The organism is Pseudodesulfovibrio sediminis (assembly GCF_020886695.1).
GTDB classification, from domain to species: domain Bacteria; phylum Desulfobacterota; class Desulfovibrionia; order Desulfovibrionales; family Desulfovibrionaceae; genus Pseudodesulfovibrio; species Pseudodesulfovibrio sediminis.
In genome coordinates this window covers 676029-695481 of sequence record NZ_AP024485.1, presented here as the reverse complement: position 1 = coordinate 695481, position 19453 = coordinate 676029, and the positions used below count along the sequence as shown (strand labels likewise).

Genomic DNA, 19453 nt, shown 5'->3' with positions numbered 1-19453 from the left:
CCTGGAATTAAACCTTGGCACCCTGCAGTTCGTCTTCGTCGAAGTCCCATACCACGTCATGAGGAGGCAGCAGGTCGGTTTCGAAGAAGCGGGGCAGTTTGTCATCCATCTTGGTGAAACCTGCACGCTCGTTGAACTCCTGCTCGTCTTTCATGGCTCCGGCGCCCAGGGCGACCAGATCATCGACGGAGAAGGCATTGCCGGTGTAGGACTGTACCAGGTCGGCCATGGTCTGAACGCCGTTCTCGGAGTCGAGGACAGCGAAAGCAACGAACAGGCAGAAGCCCATGGAGTCGATTGCAGCGGTGGCAACCTGAAGGTTCTTGGACAACTCGATGTTGCCTTCCTTCTTGTGACCATCGACGGTTCCGCCGACACCCAAGACGTTGGCGGTTACGCCGTAGCCTGCGGTGTGGTCAGCGCCCATGGCGGTGGTTGCGTAAGTAACGCCGACACCCTTGACCGCACGGGGGTCATAAGCAGGCATGGACTGGTTCTTGACAACCGGGAGGCGATCTACGCCGAATGCGCCACCAGCGAAGGTTACGCCGTTACCCATGATCATACCCATGGGATCTCCGGTGCCGACTTTTTCAAGCAGTTCAATAGCGGCTTTGCCATCACCCCAGGGGATGATGCCGCCGTCCATGGCAATGGCAACGGTGTTACCTATTTCAATGGTATCCATGCCTTTTTCGTCACACAGACGGTCCAGAGCAGCGATGTCATCCATGTCTTTAATCAATGCGTTTGCACCGAATGCCCACACGGTTTCGTACTCGAAACCGGAGCTGACGTAGTTTCCGTCAGCGTCGTTGTACTGCTGCGAGCACTGGATGATGCAACCGGCGTGACAACCTTCAGTGGTCTTACCACCGCGAGCTTCAATGAGTTCGGCGATTTTCTCACCGGAGATATCAGCAGCGTGGTCGCACTGGCCAAGACGGAAGTTCTTGGTGGGCATTGCGCCGGCTTCGTTGATGACGTTAACCAGAACGGAAGTACCGAACGCAGGCAGACCTTCAGCGGTGACGGGGTGACCCTTGAGGATTTCAACCCAAGTGGAGCGAGCGGCTTTGAAAGCGTCGTTGTCTGCTGCGGAAACCTTGTTGGCAAATTCGGGATCAAGCACGATGGCTTTGATCTTCTTGGAACCCATGACAGCACCGGTGCCACCGCGTCCGGCAGAGCGGGCAGGGCGTTTGTAAGGATCGGTGAACTGAATGGTAGCAGTCTTGCGGACAGTTTCACCAGCGGGTCCGATCATGGCGGCACACAGCTTGTTGCCGTATTCGGCCAGAAGTTTGTCGTGACCAGGGTAGGTGTTCAGTCCGACGATGTCAGAAGCATCGCGGAATTCAACCTTACCATCAGTGATGAACAGAGTGGAAAAAGGTGCGTCTTCGGCGGGTTTGTCCTCAAGCACGATGGCGATGAGACCCATCTTGGGCATTTTGTGAGCAAACAGACCACCGGAGTTGGACTCCTTGATGCCGCCGGTCAACGGGGATTTTGTGCCGACAGACACTCGACCGGAGTTTGCAGCGGTGGAACCACCCAGCAAACCAGTGGCGAAGACCAGTTTGTTCTCGGCGGAAAGGGGGTGACAATCTGCCGGAACTTCCTTGTTGATGAGACGAGAAGTCAGCGCGCGACCGCCAAGGTTGACGTAGGGACCGACATCTTCGAAACTGTACTCTTTGGTACGACAATTGATTCTGAGAATCTGGGCCATGGTAAATCCTTATGTGAGTGTTGTTTTCTGCGCGTGTCCTTGACGCGCTGTTAAGAAACTGTCAAACACCTTCTCTATACACCCATAAAATTAATTTTGTCAAAAAAAACAATACATTATGTTCAGTCGGGCATAATAATCGAATGTTCCGATAGCCTTTAAAACAGCTGTATGGAGAAAAAAATGAATAAAGTCGAATGTATGACAATTCACATGAACAAGGACGCATTATCTGCCTGGTACTACGTATTGCAGAAAGGCTTTGCACTGCAAGGATATTCCGGTATGTCTGTTCGAAATTTTTTTTTGCATGTGTTGCAATATGAAGAGGGATTCATCGAAGAAAGTGTTCGGACCATATTTTTGAATAATAGCCCTGTAGATGATATTGATTCCGTGTTTCTGAAAGAAGGGGACAGGATGGCCTTGGGGAGCGCCATGCCCGGCCTTGTTGGTATTGTAATGGGGCGTGACAATCCGTTCAAATCGTTCCGTAGCGATATTTCGGTCCATGACGCCCAAGCGGACGGCGCGGACATTCCTATTACCATTTCAATGAAAATTTTCAGCACGCTGGCTGTGGAGACAGGACGTGCTCTGCTCGAAAGAGGGCTGGATGTGGACGCTGAAATTTTGGCCGCTTTCCTGCACGAAAACAAGCAACATATCAACTCGGTAAATAATATGAGCGGACAGGAATTCGTGGACAAGCTCCGTGCGATGAATGGATTTGTTCGTATTAAAGTTGTGCTCGAATAAACAGGCTGTTCTGTTCTTTGTAGGTGGATACCCCACTGGCTCCGTACAGTCCTTCAGTTCGTCGATTTTTATTTACAACACCCGCCCGGCACCATAAATTATAAAAAATTGTAGCTTGATAGCTATGACTCTTTTTTTATCACGGGTTGCATGTACCAATTCGTGTGCCAAATTTATTAAAACAGGGTGAAAAAGGGCATAAAATAGGTGAATTCCGTGTTGCCTATGAAGAGTAAAAAAGAAGAATACCAGGCCCTATAAAAATTTGGGATGCCTGGTATTCTTTGTAATTTCGATGGTGGGCGATGGCAGATTTGAACTGCCGACTTCCACCGTGTGAAGATGGCACTCTGACCAGCTGAGTTAATCGCCCATTTCAGTTCCTTGTACGAGTTTTGTCACAAGGGAGCAAAAATATATATGCAAGACTTTCAGTTTGCAACCCTTTTTTAGGGATTTTTGATACAATCCTCTGCCTGACATTCCTGCCCTTCCACCATATCTCTATTATAGCAGGTCAGGCCGCAACGAAGGCATCTGCATGTTTCATGTTTGACTTCTTCCAGGCTCAACGGGCCTTCAATTTCCTTGAATGTGCACATCCGTTCATCACATTCTATTTGATGTGGTAGAGCGGAGCGTTTCCTGTAGCCGACATCCGGGACGTCAGTAAACATGGTGTACGGAATCAGTTCGCGCTGTATGTTTGAGGAGACATGGGGCACGCCTTCAGTCAGATATTGATCTATTGATCTGGCTGCTTTTCGACCTTCACCCAGCGCAGTGATTACCAGCGCCGGCCCGGTGTGCATGTCGCCGCCTGTGAACACATTGGGAATGGCTGTTTGCAGGGTCTCCGGGTCGGCACCCAGGGTGCGCCATCGAGTCTCTTCCAGTGTACATGCGCCGTTTTCATCATATAGACATGAGAGTTCGGGTTTTTGGCCTATGGAAGTATAGACCGTATCGCACTCTATGAGCGATTCCGAACCTTCAATGGGAACAGGGCGGCGACGGCCGGAGTCATCGGGTTCGCCCAGTTGCATCTGGATGTATTCGACGTGTGTTACATGGCCGGACTCATCCGCGATGATACGGTTGGGGGCGGCGAGATACAGGTACTTGACACTTTCCTCTTCCGCTCCTTCTATTTCCTCTATGTGCGCCGGCATCTCGTCTCTGGTGCGCCGGTACATCATGGTGACGTGTGCGCCGAGTCTGACGCTGGAGCGGGCCGTATCAATGGCCGTGTTGCCTCCACCGATGACCACGACCCTTTTGCCTATGCCGGTATCGACTCCGAGACCGACCTTTGTCAGGAATTCCGTGCCGGTTTCCACGCCGATGGAATCTTCGCCTTCGATCCTGAGGGTCATGTTCATCCATGCTCCGATGCCGAGGAAGACTGCCTCGAAGCCGTCTTCTGCCAGAGAGTCGAGTGTGAAGTCTTTGCCGAAAAGTTGTTCCGTGACGACATCAACCCCCAGTCCGAGGATGCCCTCGATCTCCCAGTCGAGTACCGACTTGGGCAACCTGTATTCAGGGATGCCGTATCTGAGCTGGCCGCCGAGCTTGGGCATGGACTCGAAGATGGTCGGACTGTATCCCAGTCTGCGCAGGAAGAAGGCGCAGGAAAGTCCGGCCGGACCACCACCGACCACGGCAACTCTTCGGCCATTTTCCGGGGCGCAGGAGATGGGCAGACGTTGACCGGAGTTCATTTCCCAGTCGGCTACAAACCGTTTGATCATGTTGATACCGACAGATTCGTCGACATGACCGCGGCGGCAGACGCCTTCACAGGGGTGAGGGCAGACTCGTCCGATGGACAGGGGCATGGGAATGCGTTCACGAATGGTTTCCAGTGCACCGGCGAAGTCACCGCGTGAAACCTGTTCAATATAGCGGGGAATATTGATCTGTCCGGGGCAGCGCTGCCGACACGGGGCCAGGCAGTCCGTGTTCTCGTTGAGATGTTTGATCCGTGCGGTCATGCCCCAGATGGTGATGACGCCGCGTGGACAGACCTGTTCACATCCACCGCATGCGGTGCAGAGTTCCGGGTCGACTACGGGGTAACCGTCTGGCCCCATGGCAATGGCGCCAAACTGACAGGCTGTCACGCAGGTGCCGTATCCGAGACATCCCTCAGGGCACATCTTGGAGCCGCTGTACAGCATGTGTTGGGCGCGGCAATCCTTGACGCCTTGATATTCATAGATTTCTTCAGCGCGGGTGCCACCGGTGCAGTCTACAAAGGCGATTTTTTTCTCCACGGAAGAGAAATCGAGGCCCATGATGGCAGCGACATTCTTGGCGACTTCATCCCCTCCGATAACGCAGACTGTGGCTCCGGCCTTGCCATCGACAACGCCCTGGGCGGCTCCTGCGCAACCGGGGAAGCCGCAGCCTCCGCAGTTGGCTCCGGCGAGCACGCTTTCCACCTGGGCGATGCGTGGATCTTCGTAGACATAGAGCACCTTGGAAGCCACAGCCAGGATAACAGCTGCGGTCAGGCCAATGCCGAACAGGACGAGTACGGAAGCTGTGATCATATCCATATACTCCTAGGAGGCCATGCCTTTGAATGCGAAGAATGCGAGGGACATCAATCCGGCCATGATCAGTCCGAGCGGGGTGCCTTTCATGGACACGGGAACTCGTGCAAGATCTAGACGTTCTCGTATACTTGCCAGTACCACAAGGGCGAGCATGAAACCGAAACCGGATGCCATGGAAAAGACGAGTGTTTCGATGAAGGAAAATTCTTCTCGCTGGCAGATGATGGCGATACCGAGAACCGCACAGTTCGTGGTGATCAACGGTAGAAAGATGCCCAGAGATTTGTAGAGCGGAGGGATGACTTTTTTCAGGAACATTTCCACGAATTGGACCAATGCGGCAATAACCAGAATAAAGGCTATGGTCTGAAGGTAGTCCAAATCATTGGGGGCCAGCATGAATTGTTGTACACACCAGGTGATGCATGCCGCCATTGTGGCCACGAAGACAACGGCCAGGCCCATGCCTATGGCGACACTGGACTCTTTGGATGTGCCGATGAATGGGCAGTTGCCAAGATACTGCGCCAATACGATGTTGTTGACAAAGATGGCGGCGATGATGAGTACGAAGTAGTCCATTATGCCCCCTTTTCGTTGTTCTTGAGCAGGCCTTTGTTTTCCAGACGGGTAAATACGCGCATGAGGAGTTCCTTGGTCATGCGGGGTATCTCGACCTGAAGGAGTGTAACGTATTCATCAGCCAAATATTGTTTTCCGACAGCGACATATTTTTTCCAGGCCGGAGACTTGTAAATCGTGATGATTTCATCGACCTCATTTTGCGTTAAGTGCTTGGAATAGTAGTCCGCCATTTTGGCCAGTATTTCCATGACCATGATCTTGACGCCTGCCTGCATCTCCTCATTTATGATGGTGAGCGCTTTTTCAGGCATGTTGGGGTTTTGATGTTTAATTTGTGTCTGGGCTCTTGCTCTCAGTTGTTCAAGCATCGGTTGCATCATTTCCAGAGCACCGGAAAGTTCAATCATGTCCATCATACTTTCTTTGGTGGGCGGCTCGGCTCTGGCCGGACTCCAGATCAGAAGGAGTGAGAGAATGAAGAATGCTATGACGAAAATGCGCTTCATGATTATGCTCCCGGTTTGGTTGCGCACATGCCGCAGGTTTTGCAGTCGTGAACAGGGCCTTCAACCGCTTCCAGTCCTTTTGATTTGCGCTGCCAGTTGGTCAGAAGATTCATGCCTGCCAACACGACACCCAGGCAGACGAAAGCGCCGGGTGCTTCCACCATGAAGGTGAAAGGCTCATACCAGTCGCCCATGACCTGCATGCCGAACCATGTCCCGTATCCGAAAAGTTCACGAATGGAGCCGAGAAACGTCAGGGAAAGAGTGTAGCCTATGCCCATGCCAAGTCCATCGGCCACGGCCAGAAGAATCGGGTTCTTGGAGGCGAAGGCTTCGGCGCGGCCCAGGATGATGCAGTTGACCACAATGAGCGGGACGAAGATGCCGAGCTGCTGGTAGAGCGGATAGGCATAGGCCTGCATGAGTAGTTCAACGCAGACCACCAGAGAGGCAGCGACCACGATGAAGCAGGCGATGCGCACCTTGGCCGGGATGACCTTCCGCAGAAGGGACACCAACAGGTTGGACAGGGCCAGGACAAAAATGACGGCCAACCCCATGCCGAAACCGTTATACGCTGTTTTGGTGACAGCCAGTACCGGACACAGGCCGAGAACCAGTTTGAACGGCGGCAGGTCCTGCCAGAGACCTTTTGAGAGTTCTTTCCACAATGTGCTCATGACGGTATCCTAGGGACCCCATGCGTTGGGGAGTTTGTCCTTGATTCTATCGAAAATCTGTATGGCTTCATTGACGGCTGTCACCGTTGCGGTCGAGGTAATGGTCGCACCGGATATGGCCGCGATGGTGCCGCCCTGTTTATCCAGAGCGATCGAGTCGGTGGCGAGCCCCTTGAACTGGTCTCGGAAGACGGGCTCGGTTGCGCGCGCTCCGAGGCCGGGGGTTTCCTTCATGGTGGTGATGCCGATCCCCTGGAGGGTGGTCCCGTCAAGCGTGAAGCCGACCATGATGCCGACCTTGCCGCCATAGCCGACGCCGAAGGTTTCAAAGGCCACGCCTTCGAGTTTGCCTCCCTTCATGAACGGAAAGACAGTGACAGCCCCTTCGGGGAGCTCGAAGACCTTGCGGTCATTGACGGGATTGTTTTCGTAGTCGCTGAATATTTGATCAAGAGCCGGGCCTTGGACGTAGGTAAGAACCTGCTCTTCAATACGTTTGCTGGTGGCTTCCCGGACCGTGGCCAGGGTCAGTCCGGACAGGCCGCAGATGAGCGACAGGACCAGAATCATTTTGATCATTTCTCTCATGCCGCTTCCTCCGTGTCCTCGTCAAAAAACGAGTATGGACCACCGAATGGTTTGGGCCGGATGCGGTCCAGGAGCGGTGTGAACAGGTTGGCTAGCAAAATGGCAAAGGGCACACCGTCCGGGTAGATGCCGTATACGCGGATGATGATGACCATGGCGCCCCCTATCAACCCAAAAAGCAGGGAGGGCACGAGGCCTACCGGTGAAGAGGCTGCATCCGTCGCCAGGAAGAAGGCTCCGAACACGGCTCCTCCAGCCATGAGATGGAAAAGAGGTTGAGCGTATGCAGTAGGGTCAATAAGCCAGTAGATCGTGGCTGTTCCCAGCAGTCCTGCTATGAATCCAAAAGGGATTTCCCAACGGATATGGTGCCGTATGAGCAGGAATATGCCGCCGGCGAGCAGGGCGAGAACGTGTACCTCTCCCAGACCGCCAAGTTGTTGGCCCAGGAGCAGGGACATGGGGTCAAGGTGCTGAATGGATTCCAGACCGAAGGACTTGATTTGTTGTAAGGGCGCGGGAAGGCCGGACATCATCATGGAAGCATTGGTATCCATGAATGCGGGCCAGGAGATGTGACAGATTGCCCAGCCGACCAGTGGCGCGGACAACGGGTTGCCGCCAAGACCACCGAAGATCATCTTGCCCAGACTTATGGAGGTGACTGCGCCGATGGTTACCAGCCACCATGGAGCGGATGCGGGGAGCAGGAAGGCAATGATCAATCCTGTGAGGAGTGCGCTCCAGTCGTCCACGGTTTGTTCGCGGTTCATGAGTCTGTTGCAGGCGGCTTCAGTGGCAACGGCAATTGAACAGGACAGGGCCATGACGCGCAAGCCGTCCAGTTTGAAGACGATGACGGCCATGACCACGGCGGGCAACAAGGCTATGAGTGTCTCAAGCATGTATCGTTTGATTGACCGGCCACAGTGAACATGAGGTGGGACAGCAACGGTCAGTAAGGGCTGGAGAGGCCTTAACATGGTGCATCTCCTTTTTTGTCACGCTCATTGATCGGTACATCCGGCGGTAGTTCTGCCCCTGCCAGTAGGGCCAGCTCGTATTTTGCCAGTCGGATATACTGCAGGAGCGGGCGTTGGGCCGTGCACCAATAGCCACAGAGGCCGCACTCGATGCATGAATGAATATGGAAGCGCTCGGCGCGTTTGAATTGTTTGAATTCGGCACACCGGCTGATCATCCCCGGCATGAGGCGTGAAGGACAATGCCGTTCACATTCGCCGCATCCAAGACAGAAATTGTCTGTTGTTTCGAGCCCTTCTTCCTTTCGGAAGAGCGTAAGCCCGTTGGTTTGCTTGTCCACCCCTTGTTCAAGATTGACAGCAGTCATCCCGCGCATGGCACCTCCCAGAACGAGTCGGTCACCAGGCTGCACCTTTACTCCCAGTTCCTTTGTCAGCCATCCCACTGGAGTGCCGATCCTGACCAGATGGTTCTGTGTTCCAAGGGTCATGACCGTTTCGGATACAGGCCGTCCTGATTCCATGACACGGCCAATGAAATACAACTCTTTTACTGACAGGATAGTGCCATTTTTCGGCAGCATGCCGGGAAGGACTTCTTGGCCGGTGACGGTTTTGATGACCAGAGGGTCCAAACCCTTTGGATATATCGGTGCAACATGCTTGACCGTACAGTTGGCAAAGGCGTTGGTCTGATTGCCTTCGGCAACCACCATGAAGATTCTTATTGGTTCGACTATGCGTTGAATCGTATCCAGCCCGATCTCAAGAACTTTTCGATAATCGCGAAGAAGTGGTTCATATATGGATATTCCCGGTTCAGGGGGGACTCCATTGATGATGAGTGTTCGTGTCCGGTTCAGGCGTGCGACGTTGATGCCCATGTCGCGGAGCCATTTTCGCAGGGCGTTGCCGGACTCGGAACAGGGGACGAGAGGTTCTGTCCGTTCTTCGCCCGTGACCTCAATATGCATATAGTCATGATAGACTGCCTTGATGGTTCCAGCCAAAGGGGCGTGCATGTCACCCCTGTCTTCGTTGTTGGACAGGGCGATCCTGGTCCCGGCAAGCACTTGATCGCCTTCCGCCAGGATTGGAGTCATGCCGTATATGGGAACGCGAAGTCTGTCTGGTGTTGACGCCTGAATCAGGGGGCCGGTTTCGCCGGTATGCAGACTGAAATTGGATATGGTCATATTCTGTCGTTTCCTATTGCATGTGACATTGGTAGCAGGCCTGTTCTCCGAACGGTCCGACTTCTTCACGCTCGTGACATCCCATGCATTTGCCGTGGAAGGCGATCATGGTTGTGGGCAATAGTTCCTCCACCGGGACAGTGTGGCAAGTGGAGCAAGCCTGCTGCCTGGCGTCAGGAGCCGAGGCAGTCTCACGGGTGTGACAGTTGGCGCATCCGTTGATGCCGCCTATGTAGAAGTCATCGTGGCACCCCGAATCTGCACAGCGTGTGTGCGTCGCGTCTCTCAGGTTCAATTTGTTATCGCTTCCGTCTGAGTGACAATTGGCACACGCCTGCGGTTCCGGCTCAATGGATTCATCATGGTGGCAGGTCTGGCACTCGTTGTCTGTATATTCGGCTGCATGGTCATCGTGTGAAAAATTGTCGATAGATGCTTTTGCGTGGTGGCAGGAAGCACAGTGTGCTTTATCAATGGTCTTCTGGTGGTCAAGGACGAAAGCCGCATTGAATTGGGCCGCATGACATCCGCTGCAGGCAGGAGGATTCTGGGCGTCACCGGTGGTGTGATGGCAGGAGGCGCATTTCCCATCCACAATGTTGATATGCTCCTGATGATTCAGGATAACTTTACCGCCTTTGTTCTTGAGCAAAATGCGCATGGGCGGCTCGTCAGCATGGATGGGGATCAGATATCCGCCAAGGGCCACGATAAAGAGAATCGCAGATACAATGGTGATGGAGAGAAACCGTTTTTGCAATGAATCTACCTCTGAATTTATGGCGTAATGAATACTTTTATCTGAAAACAGCCGGTTAATCCACCGTATATTGAGTTGGGTACTGACGGGTGGCTGTCAGGGGGGCAGATAGAGTTTATTTTTTGAAAAGAATCTGGGTTGCTATCATGAGAGCAAACATGACCACGCCCAGCCACCAAAGGAAGAGTACGAGTTCAGTAGTAAAGCAAACATATGCAGCTTTAAAGGCTACTTCCAAAGAAAAGTGTTGAATGAGTGACAGCAGGTCGATCCCGAACACTATTTGCAGAAGATCAAGCAGTGTTATGGAAGGCCAGGCCTTGAAAAGAACCCATGATCCTGCCTGATAGCCGAGGACCAGCAGACAGCCGATCCAGGAAATAAATCCCATTGTCTTAAACATCCGAGAAATGTATATAATAATAGACGTGAAGGCTATGAAATTGTTTGGAGAGCAAGGAGATATATTAATGGATTTGGTGACAGGCGATAAAATACTGTTGGAACTGTCTACTTTTGAAGACAGATTTCTTGGTGTTGTTGCTGATGTGAAGTCGGATGGCCGTCTGTTGGTATACGTTTCCCTGCCCCCGTTGGCGGTCGAGAGGATAGGGATACATACCCCAGCCCTGATTCGCTATGCCTATGACGGTCAGTTGCTCGGGTTCGCCTCAGAAATCTTGAATACGATTCATTCATCGGGTGTCATACTGGAGCTGGCTGGGCCGGAATCTGTTTTTGACGCTGAGGAACGGAGCGAGCCGAGATGCGTGTGTCGTTTCCCAGCCAGTATCGAAGGAGAAGGCCATGTCGTGCAGGGGGTGGTGGAAGATATGTCAGCCAGTTGCGCCCGTATGCATTTGTTCGGAGATGATTTGATTGAATTTCCCGAAGATCCCGGCAGAGTAGTCAAATTGACGTTTCATCCCTTTGATAAAGAAAGCGAGGCGTTTTCCGTGGGGTGTGCGGTCGTCAAGGCCTTCCTGAGGAATGGAGAGCGATTTGCCGTAGTTAGGTTTAACAACGACGAACCGGATACACGCAAGCGCATATCCGGTTTCGTTGAAGCACAGGTGTGCTGTTTCGTAACTCATTAGTCGTTTAATCCAGTTCAAGTTTTTTTGCGTAGGTCGCGGCTTCAATGCCTGCCACGCATCCTTCACCCACAGCTTTGGCCATTTGCAGCGGAGGACCGCAGATGTCGCCCGCCGCATACACGCCTGTGACGTTCGTTTGTTGCTTCTTGTCCGCTTCAATATACTTCATGTTTTCATCCAACTGCACCCCGAGCATGGCCGTCAGCTCCAGGACACCCTTGGCTCCCAGTTCAATGAATACACCGGCAACAGACTGTGTCGAACCGTCATCTAACAAGACGGATTCCACGGCGTTTTTCCCCTTTATTTCAGTGATCTGAATGCCTTCACGTACGATCACGCCAGTGGTGTCGAGCTGTTCGCGCAACCCTTTTGCGATGTCCAGTTCTTTGCAGTAGAGGTGTACTTCGGAAGCGAAATTGGTCAATGCCACGGCCCCGCCTGCTGCGGCACTGCGGCACCCTGCCACGGCAACGACTTCGTTGCGGTAAAAGCCGGCATCACAGTCCACACAGTAGCTCACGCCCTTGCCAAGCAGGTCTTTTTCGCCGGGCACCTTGAGCTTGTTGCGACTGGAACCTGTCGCCAGAATGATGGCCTTGGCCTTGATCATGTCACCGGATTCGAGCTTGATTGAAAAAAGTTTGCCGTCAGGTTCGATGGCCAACACGTCTTCGTCTCTGAATTCAGCGCCGAAACTTTCGGCCTGCATGCGACCAGTCTTGAGGATTTCCTCCCCGGAGATCATTATTTGGCAGCAGTAGTTTTCGACATGAGCCCAGAAGAGGGAGCTGTTGTCTATTCGACCCAGCATGAGGACTTTGGCTTTCTTGCGGGATGCGTGGATGGCGGCTTGAAGACCGCCGGGGCCGGAACCGAGAATGGCTACATCGTAAAGGGTATCGGGCATAGGGTGCCTCCATGAGAAGAGATGGTTGAGTCGGAAACCAAAAAATAAGCACCCGGAAACAAATGTAAAGGGTGCTACAGGAAGGGAATGCGCAGCAGGTTGAGTATTGACCCGTACCTGGGGGTGCGAAAAATGTTGAGCCCGATCGTCATGCCGTTGTGTCCCTTGTCTGGTTGCGCCTTGTATGTGCCGAATATGCGGTCCCACCACGGGAAATTGAATCCGAAGTTCATATTTGCTTCGCGCATGTCGGTGGAGTGGTGTACTCGGTGCATGTCCGGTGTGACCATCAGGAGCCGCATGGCAGCATCGATTGTAATGGGAATGCGTACATTGGCATGGTTGAAGAGGGCGCACCCATTGAGCAGCACTTCAAAAATCAGAACGGCCAGCATTGGTGGACCGAGTATGAAGATGGTCCCCAGTTTGAGACATAACGACAGGCATATTTCGATAGGATGAAAGCGGATGCCAGTTGAGGCATCAATATCCAGGTCGATATGGTGCATGCGGTGTACGCGCCAGAGGAGCGGAATCCTGTGAAAAATGACATGTTGCCAGTAAATGACCATATCCAGGAAGATCACGCTGGTGATGATGGCCACGACAGGGGGGATGGATGAGAGGTTGAAGAGTCCGTAACCGTGTTGGGTGCAGTAGAGTGCAAATCCCGTTGGGACGAGGGGGAGGGCAAGTCGAGCGATGATCGTGGACAGAATGGAAATGGAGAGATTGGATACCCATCGGCGGGGTTTTGACGTTGTCAGTTGGCGTCGAGGCCATACGGTTTCAGTCACGCCCATGACAACGAGCATGAGGGCGAAAGAGCCGAGTCGTATAGTCGCTTCGCTATGCACATGTTCTCCCAGAATGCACTATGGACCAATATCCTTGGCGGACTGCTTGGTGCCTTCCTGCTGCGGCTTGGGTTTGGCCGACTTGGATGGTTTCCACGGCTTGCCGTGAATACGCTGGTAGAGTTTGCTGGCCTCCAGGAATCCGGGATTCATTTCCAGAGCAGCCACCACCTCGATTGACGCTTCATCAACTTTACCCATGAAGTAGAGAGCCTTGGCCATATTGAAATAGATATTCTCATCCTGTGGAGTCAGTTCAAGCGCTTGTCGGTAGGCATGGATGGCACCAGGGTAGTCTCCCTGTTTACGCAGATTGACACCCAGGGTGTTGAACGGATTGGGCGTATCTGACTCGTATTTGAGAATCTCGATAAACAGATTCTTTGTTTCTTCAAGCCGGTCAAACTGGGCGTGTACGCTGGCTGCTTTCTTGAGAAAATTCTTGAAGGATTCCATGTCGCCGCGACCTTTGTAAGCCTCGGCCAGACCTTTGTACGCCTCGGCAAAGAGGTCGTTGATCTTGACGGCTTTCTTGAAGGATACAATGGCCTTGCCATATTTCCCCGTAGCCATGAACTGACAGCCCATATCGTAGTACTTCTGGGCTTCGTCCTGATAGGAGATGAGCTCTTCAAAGGCTTCGATGGCGTCATCGAAGTCGCCGCGCTCAACCATATCCTGTGCTTCCCTGAGTTCCATTTCCTCGATCTCGGGGTAACTGTTCAGCTGGTCGGCAAGGATGAGATATTTCTCGAAGGTATCAAGCGAGTATGGGCGAAGAATATACCCTATACAGCCGGCGGCAATGGAGTCCAGCACATGGTCTTTTCTGTTTTCCAGAGTGACCATGATGATGGGCATGGGCCTTCCGCTCATGTTGATGTTGATGATCTGGGCAAACTTGATGCCGCTCATGTCGGACAGGGAAGAGTCACAGAAGATGAGGTCCACCTGGTTGTCGGCAATATAATCTATTGCCGCCGCTCCGGAGGTGAAGATCTGAACGTGTTTAGGACCAAAGGACTTGATTGTGGCAAGGTCGCGTTTGGCGTGTACCTCAATGTTCGTCAGGATGAGGATGTTGTTGTATATCCCGAATGCTTTGCTGTTTTTTCTCTGTGCCGGCATGTTTGATCGTGTCTCCCTTATAAATCAAACTACGGGTTCAAATTAAGTATATCAAGTGGTTCGCTAAATATTATAACGAATAAAGGTGTGTGCCTTTTGCTCAAGTGATTGAATCCGTTTATCTTTCGGGAGTAGGGCAAAGATTCGATCTATGCATCCTCGCTCGGAGAGCAGGCTGATTGTGGTGGGAAAGGCGAGTTTGAACAGCCAGCCCACGAGAAGAAGGATGAAATCATTGCTGTAGTAGAGGTTCGAGTAATCGCAGGTCTGCCCTTCAAAAACAGCCTTGAAAACAGTGTCTGAATACTTGGTGGGGTGTTCTTCCAGACTGTGGATGACGATCCTTTTGGGATCAGTTGTTATACTCAGGTGGTCCAGCACTACGTCATAGATGTCGAGTTTGTCGCTGTCGCGAACCACGTTGACCACGTTTTTCAAGAAGGCGGGGCAATTGGGATTGATCTCTTTGACGTTGTGGAGTCCTACGGCAGCCTTGAGGATGCGGAGATCCGCTGAATCAAGGGAGTCGGGAATGGGGATGGTGCGCAGTGTCAGGACACCAAGCCTGCCGTGGTTGACGGAGTGTGCGTCTCTGAATGTGTCGTATTGTTTGAATTGCGGGAATCGGCCGATGTCGTGGTAGAGGGCTGACAGGAGCGAGAGGCGTGCCGATCGTCCGTTGAGGCCCTCTCCTTTGATAATTGCCTTGGCGTTGTCGAGGACCCGCATGGTGTGATCGATCTTGAGCTGGATATGGTAATCTTTGTCCGCATTACCAGATAGATAAGCAGTAGAGAAATCGGTAAATGTCTGAATATGGCGATCCAGGTGCATGATCAGTCCTTCAGGTGCTTCATTCTGGCTTTGTAATCGAGTTCGGAAATTTCACCCTTGGCAAAGAGCTCTTCAACCTCTGCGCGCTCCTGTTCTGTTTCAATTCGAGCCTCTTCATCCATTTCCTTATCGCGTAACGGGCCTCCCGGACCGAATAGCAGACGAAGAAAAAGCAGTATGACTCCCATGATCGCCGAGACAAAAACAAGTCGGGCGATGGCTGGCAGGATTTTCTCTCCGTACCCAGAATTGAATGGCCAGGCGCGCCATTCCGGGCTGTTGAGAAAGTCAAACATTTGAGTGCTGAAATGATATATATCCAAGAATTCCATATGAGTGTCTCCTTACGGCCCCATACGGGCCAACGGCACTTTCCTACGTCCCAATTGACCGGGTGGCAAGCCATTAGGACGAATTTATGAAATATAATTGCCTATAATTTATAAACTGTTTTAGACGGTTGGCATGGAAGTTAGCCATTGTACATCGTCAATCGATGGTGTAGTAGCGGGCTTGAACCTGATTTGGAGAAATCATGCGCATACTTATTGTTGAAGACGAATTCACCAGTCGTAAACTGCTTCTGGCGCTGCTTTCCGACTTTGGAGAGTGCGATGCCGCAGTGGATGGTGTTGAATGTGTCGAGTCCTTCACCAAAGCAATTGAAGAAGGAAAACCATACGACCTCGTCTGCATGGACATCATGATGCCGAACAAGGATGGTCATCAGGCATTGAAAGATATCAGGGTTATCGAGCAGGAGAAGGGGATTTCGACTTCTGACGAGGCCAAGGTCATCATGATTACGGCATTGAACGATCCCAAGACCGTGGTAAAGGCGTATTACAAGGGCGGAGCCGCTGCCTATCTGCCTAAACCCATCGAAGTGGACAGCCTCTACGCCATTTTGCGCGATTTGGCGCTCATAGAATAGATTGCCTGCCAGGCGTTTCTACATTACGATATACACATGCATAGATACATTTTTATGATTTTGCGCCGCGTGATCGAACACAAGGTGTCATTCGTCGTTTCGTTGTTTGTCCTGACTTCAGCTGTTCCGGCTTTTGCTCAGGAAGCGACGGGATCACGTAGCGGCAGCATCCTTAATGTGCTCCTGCTCGGCTGCATTGCCTATTTTCTGGTCCGATCCTTCCGCCGTCGTTCCGGTGGAGGAGGGGCAAAGCCAAACAAGTGGAATCGACCTGATCAGACTCCATCGGATGACACCGATCAGCCGGACGAGCCGCAGCAGCCTGCCGGCAGGCCCACGGACAAGGATGAGGCGGCCCGCAGGACGTGGGAGCTTCTCAGCTCGAACCCGGAGAGCAAGCCCACCGTCCAGACCGATCCTGTTTCCCCGACAGTCTCGAATCAGGTTGACGGGTTTGACGAAGCCGAGTTTCTGGAAGGGGCCAAAGTCTTTTTTTCTCATTATCAGCAGGCTGCCGATGCGCATGATTTCAAGTCTATCAGGGACTTCATTTCTGATGAAATCTATGCCCAGGCCATGGCGCAGACTGTACGTGGTCGCACGGAAGTGATGCTGCTCACGGCACGGCTCATGGAAATGAAGTCGGAAACAGGTCGTACAATGGCCTCTGTTTTTTATGATGCCCAGCTTCGAATTGGCGATGAAGGCCAACAGCAGGAGCATCTTCGTGCTGTCTGGGAGTTCTCCCGAGACGATACCGTACCCAATGCATTTTGGGTGCTTGAAACCATCAATAACGTAGATCAGTAGCCCTGTTCGGGGCGTGTATAACCGGAGGGAATTGTGGCGGATACAGTTCATGATCTGAACCAGCCTATTGGTGCGCTCATTGACATAGCTGTTCGTGAGTTCGGTGAAGTGGATTTTGAGACGGTCACGGTTGGTGACGTGTCTCTGGAAGTGCTTCAGATCAAGCATATGCAGAAATATTTGGATAAACTCATGGATAAGAGCAGATCGGGCAAGCAGATTACGTTGCCATTGTGGGCCAAGGTCTGGCCTTCCTGCCTCGTTCTTGGATATACCCTGACCCGATTCCCTTTTGCCAAAGGAGCGTCCATTCTTGAAGTGGGGGCCGGTTGTGCGGTTAACGGGATGGTCATGGCCAGTCTTGGCTATGATGTGGCCGTGAGTGACATCGAGCCGTTTGCTCTGCTGTTCAGCAAAATAAATGTGTTGAAAAACGGCCTGGAAGACAAGGTGGCTCTGCATCGAGCCGATTTTACTTGTGATTCGATGGATTGTCGTTTCGATTACATTATCGGCTGTGAAGTCCTGTACGAAGAATCGGCATATGAACCTGTTGCAGATTTCATGGATGAGAATCTGGCCGAAACCTCATCTGCCGAAATTCTTTTGGCCATGGATCAGAAGCGTCAGGGCCGGAAATTTTTTGATCGTGCCAGTGAGAAATTCATGATGATGAAATCGGCTGCCAATTATAAAGACGAGAAGACTGGTGAAGAGAATGTCGTCAATCTGTTCCGTCTGAAAAGGAAACAGTCGTGATAGAACTCAAAGACTGTCCGAAACAATTTACCACTGATCAGGATAAGGCATGCAGCCCGGTGGAAACCGTGACGCGGGTCAAGGGTCTGCTGGCCGAGAAGTGTGCCGGTGTATTGGCAAAGACTGATCGAGTGGACACAGGCAGACTGGGCATACCCGTCTTTGTCAGCGAATGCGGTCCTGAAGCTCGGTCTATCATGCCAACCAGAAAGCAGATGGGGAAGGGGGCTTCTCCGGAGCAGGCCGAAGCCTCTGCGCTCATGGAATTGGTGGAGCGCTATTCCTATTTCAGCTTTTGGGGTGATGAATCCAACTTTACTGAAATGACCTGGACCGATGCGCAGGCACAATGGCCTGGCCGGACCATGGATATACGTCAGGTCATTCGCTCGGTCGAAGAAGATATTTCCGAGAAAAAAGCTGTCCGGCTCATGGATCTCATCCAGTGGCGTTTTCATCCTGCTCTGAATGTCGCAACCGGCGAAGAAGAGTTCGTTCCCCTTGATTGGTTCAAGAAACTCAACGAGTTCAATGGATCGTCAGCAGGAAACACGTTTGAGGAGTCCATTTCTCAGGGGGCATGCGAGCTGGTTGAACGCCACGTGTGCGCCGTTGTGGACAGAACCCGGCAAGTGACGCCAACCATTGATCCGACGAGTTCGGATAGCCCTGTGCTGCAAAAGTTGGTGGAGAAGTTTGAGCGCAATAACATCAAGCTCATTCTCAAGGATTTTACTCTCGGTTATCCGGTGCCGACAATTGCGGCCATTGCCTGGGATCCGAAAACCTTTCCTGTGCTGAGTGAAATAGTCTTTACGGCCGGTACTGCCGCTACACCGGAAAAGGCTGCGATCCGGGCGATCACAGAAGTGGCCCAGCTCGCAGGCGATTTCGAAACGAGTAGGGTATATGAGGCTTCCGGCCTGCCTAAATTCCTGGAGTTGGAGCAGGCGAAATGGCTCAAGGAAGGGGACGTCGTTTCATTGGATTCTCTGCCGACTATAGAAAGTGATAATATTCTAAAGGAATTGATGGCCCTGGCAAACGGTCTCAAGGCTTTGGGTGATACGCTGTACGCTGTTGATACCCGACATCCGGATTTGATGGTGACCACTAACTATAATTTTGTTCCCGGTTTTGATTTCCGTGAACGGACGGCACACAGGTCTATCGGGTTGTTCGTCGGTCGGATGCTTGCAGAGGACGCTGATTTTGATGAGGCGCTGGAAGGACTCGATGTGTTGGAGGAAGTCTACCCCGGTGGATATTTCCTGCCGTTCTTCCGAGGACTCCTTGCATTGCGTATGGGAGACCCCCTGTATGCTGCAAGTCAGTTCGAAGAGGCCGAGCCGTTACAACCGGCTAACGCTGAACGGGCGTTGTCAGCTTTTTATCAGGCATATGCGCTTTCACAGGTGGAGGATTGGGAAAATACGTTGGATCCACTGGGCAGAGCCATTGCGCTTGATCAGGAGTGCAAAGAGTTTTATAATCTGCGTGGAGTGGCTCATTTCAAGGGCGAGAGGTATGCGGAAGCCGCAGAAGATTTCCTCGCATCGCTTGATATCGATAGTGGGTCACCGCATGATCTTGCCAATCTTGGGCTGTGCCACAAGTTCATGGGCAACCGTGAACAGGCGCTTGACTATTTGCGAGCCGCATTGGATATGGACCCCAGCCTGGACTATGCCCAGAAGCACTATGAAGAATTGATGGAATCTTAATTGGTTATATATAATATAAAGTTGCAAGATTTATTCATTCGAAATAC

At 52.2% G+C, this 19453-nt stretch carries 21 protein-coding genes and 1 tRNA gene; 6 read left to right on the top strand and 16 right to left on the bottom strand.

Annotation, left to right across the window (positions count from 1 at the left end):
• Positions 1-7 precede the first annotated feature (7 nt).
• On the bottom strand, positions 8-1735 hold the full coding sequence (locus SRBAKS_RS03480; RefSeq protein ID WP_229593704.1) for an aldehyde ferredoxin oxidoreductase family protein: 1728 nt from the start codon (positions 1733-1735) through the stop codon (positions 8-10).
• Between the two features lie 213 nt (positions 1736-1948).
• On the opposite strand from SRBAKS_RS03480, the gene SRBAKS_RS03475 reads away from it, so the two are divergent.
• Positions 1949-2494 carry a hypothetical protein gene (locus tag SRBAKS_RS03475; RefSeq protein WP_229593702.1) on the top strand — a complete coding sequence of 182 codons (546 nt, stop codon included), beginning with the start codon at positions 1949-1951 and terminating at the stop codon, positions 2492-2494.
• A 296-nt stretch (positions 2495-2790) separates the two neighbouring features.
• Here SRBAKS_RS03475 and SRBAKS_RS03470 read toward each other — a convergent pair.
• The 10 genes from SRBAKS_RS03470 to SRBAKS_RS03425 form a co-directional block, all read right to left on the bottom strand.
• A tRNA-Val gene (locus SRBAKS_RS03470) sits at positions 2791-2867 on the bottom strand.
• A gap of 76 nt (positions 2868-2943) precedes the next feature.
• On the bottom strand, positions 2944-5049 hold the full coding sequence (locus SRBAKS_RS03465; RefSeq protein WP_229593700.1) for an FAD-dependent oxidoreductase: 2106 nt from the start codon (positions 5047-5049) through the stop codon (positions 2944-2946).
• A gap of 12 nt (positions 5050-5061) precedes the next feature.
• Positions 5062-5637 carry an electron transport complex protein RnfA gene (locus SRBAKS_RS03460; protein ID WP_229593698.1) on the bottom strand — a complete coding sequence of 192 codons (576 nt, stop codon included), beginning with the start codon at positions 5635-5637 and terminating at the stop codon, positions 5062-5064.
• On the bottom strand, positions 5637-6146 hold the full coding sequence (locus SRBAKS_RS03455; protein WP_229593696.1) for a DUF2059 domain-containing protein: 510 nt from the start codon (positions 6144-6146) through the stop codon (positions 5637-5639). Before SRBAKS_RS03455 ends, SRBAKS_RS03460 begins: the two co-directional genes overlap by 1 nt.
• 2 nt (positions 6147-6148) lie before the next feature.
• Positions 6149-6826, bottom strand: a complete 678-nt coding sequence (gene rsxE, locus SRBAKS_RS03450; protein ID WP_229593694.1) for an electron transport complex subunit RsxE — start codon at positions 6824-6826, stop codon at positions 6149-6151.
• A 9-nt stretch (positions 6827-6835) separates the two neighbouring features.
• Positions 6836-7414 carry an RnfABCDGE type electron transport complex subunit G gene (gene rnfG / locus SRBAKS_RS03445; RefSeq protein WP_229593692.1) on the bottom strand — a complete coding sequence of 193 codons (579 nt, stop codon included), beginning with the start codon at positions 7412-7414 and terminating at the stop codon, positions 6836-6838.
• Entirely contained in the window at positions 7411-8397 is a 987-nt protein-coding gene (locus SRBAKS_RS03440) for an RnfABCDGE type electron transport complex subunit D (protein ID WP_229593690.1), read from the bottom strand. Before SRBAKS_RS03440 ends, rnfG begins: the two co-directional genes overlap by 4 nt.
• Positions 8391-9593 carry an electron transporter RnfC gene (locus tag SRBAKS_RS03435; protein ID WP_229593688.1) on the bottom strand — a complete coding sequence of 401 codons (1203 nt, stop codon included), beginning with the start codon at positions 9591-9593 and terminating at the stop codon, positions 8391-8393. Before SRBAKS_RS03435 ends, SRBAKS_RS03440 begins: the two co-directional genes overlap by 7 nt.
• 13 nt (positions 9594-9606) lie before the next feature.
• Positions 9607-10353, bottom strand: coding sequence for a cytochrome c3 family protein (locus SRBAKS_RS03430; RefSeq protein ID WP_229593687.1), 747 nt, complete (start codon positions 10351-10353; stop codon positions 9607-9609).
• Positions 10354-10468: 115 nt separating this feature from the next.
• The gene (locus SRBAKS_RS03425; protein ID WP_229593686.1) at positions 10469-10744 is read right to left on the bottom strand and encodes a potassium:proton antiporter; all 276 of its coding nucleotides are present in this window, start codon (positions 10742-10744) and stop codon (positions 10469-10471) included.
• Positions 10745-10823: 79 nt separating this feature from the next.
• Between SRBAKS_RS03425 and SRBAKS_RS03420 the strand changes: the two genes are divergently transcribed.
• Positions 10824-11450, top strand: a complete 627-nt coding sequence (locus tag SRBAKS_RS03420) for a PilZ domain-containing protein (protein ID WP_229593684.1) — start codon at positions 10824-10826, stop codon at positions 11448-11450.
• Positions 11451-11454: 4 nt separating this feature from the next.
• On the opposite strand, the gene SRBAKS_RS03415 is transcribed toward SRBAKS_RS03420, so the two are convergent.
• The 5 genes from SRBAKS_RS03415 to SRBAKS_RS03395 all read right to left on the bottom strand — a co-directional run bounded on the left by SRBAKS_RS03415 (position 11455) and on the right by SRBAKS_RS03395 (position 15511).
• Positions 11455-12360: an NAD(P)/FAD-dependent oxidoreductase gene (locus tag SRBAKS_RS03415; protein ID WP_229593682.1), complete on the bottom strand. Its 906-nt coding sequence runs from the start codon at positions 12358-12360 to the stop codon at positions 11455-11457.
• Positions 12361-12434: 74 nt separating this feature from the next.
• Positions 12435-13217, bottom strand: coding sequence for a sterol desaturase family protein (locus tag SRBAKS_RS03410; protein ID WP_229593680.1), 783 nt, complete (start codon positions 13215-13217; stop codon positions 12435-12437).
• Between the two features lie 18 nt (positions 13218-13235).
• Positions 13236-14345, bottom strand: a complete 1110-nt coding sequence (locus SRBAKS_RS03405) for a tetratricopeptide repeat protein (RefSeq protein ID WP_229593678.1) — start codon at positions 14343-14345, stop codon at positions 13236-13238.
• 63 nt (positions 14346-14408) lie between these two features.
• Positions 14409-15179 carry an HD domain-containing protein gene (locus SRBAKS_RS03400; protein ID WP_229593676.1) on the bottom strand — a complete coding sequence of 257 codons (771 nt, stop codon included), beginning with the start codon at positions 15177-15179 and terminating at the stop codon, positions 14409-14411.
• Positions 15180-15181: 2 nt separating this feature from the next.
• Positions 15182-15511 carry an SHOCT domain-containing protein gene (locus SRBAKS_RS03395; protein WP_229593674.1) on the bottom strand — a complete coding sequence of 110 codons (330 nt, stop codon included), beginning with the start codon at positions 15509-15511 and terminating at the stop codon, positions 15182-15184.
• A 203-nt stretch (positions 15512-15714) separates the two neighbouring features.
• Between SRBAKS_RS03395 and SRBAKS_RS03390 the strand changes: the two genes are divergently transcribed.
• Genes SRBAKS_RS03390 through SRBAKS_RS03375 form a run of 4 tightly spaced genes read left to right on the top strand, consistent with a single transcriptional unit; the run spans position 15715 to position 19406 of the window.
• Positions 15715-16113 carry a response regulator gene (locus tag SRBAKS_RS03390; RefSeq protein WP_229593672.1) on the top strand — a complete coding sequence of 133 codons (399 nt, stop codon included), beginning with the start codon at positions 15715-15717 and terminating at the stop codon, positions 16111-16113.
• A 36-nt stretch (positions 16114-16149) separates the two neighbouring features.
• Positions 16150-16923, top strand: a complete 774-nt coding sequence (locus SRBAKS_RS03385; RefSeq protein ID WP_229593670.1) for a Tim44 domain-containing protein — start codon at positions 16150-16152, stop codon at positions 16921-16923.
• A gap of 33 nt (positions 16924-16956) precedes the next feature.
• Positions 16957-17682: a class I SAM-dependent methyltransferase gene (locus SRBAKS_RS03380; protein ID WP_229593667.1), complete on the top strand. Its 726-nt coding sequence runs from the start codon at positions 16957-16959 to the stop codon at positions 17680-17682.
• Positions 17679-19406, top strand: coding sequence for a YcaO-like family protein (locus SRBAKS_RS03375; protein ID WP_229593665.1), 1728 nt, complete (start codon positions 17679-17681; stop codon positions 19404-19406). Before SRBAKS_RS03380 ends, SRBAKS_RS03375 begins: the two co-directional genes overlap by 4 nt.
• Positions 19407-19453: the final 47 nt, after the last annotated feature.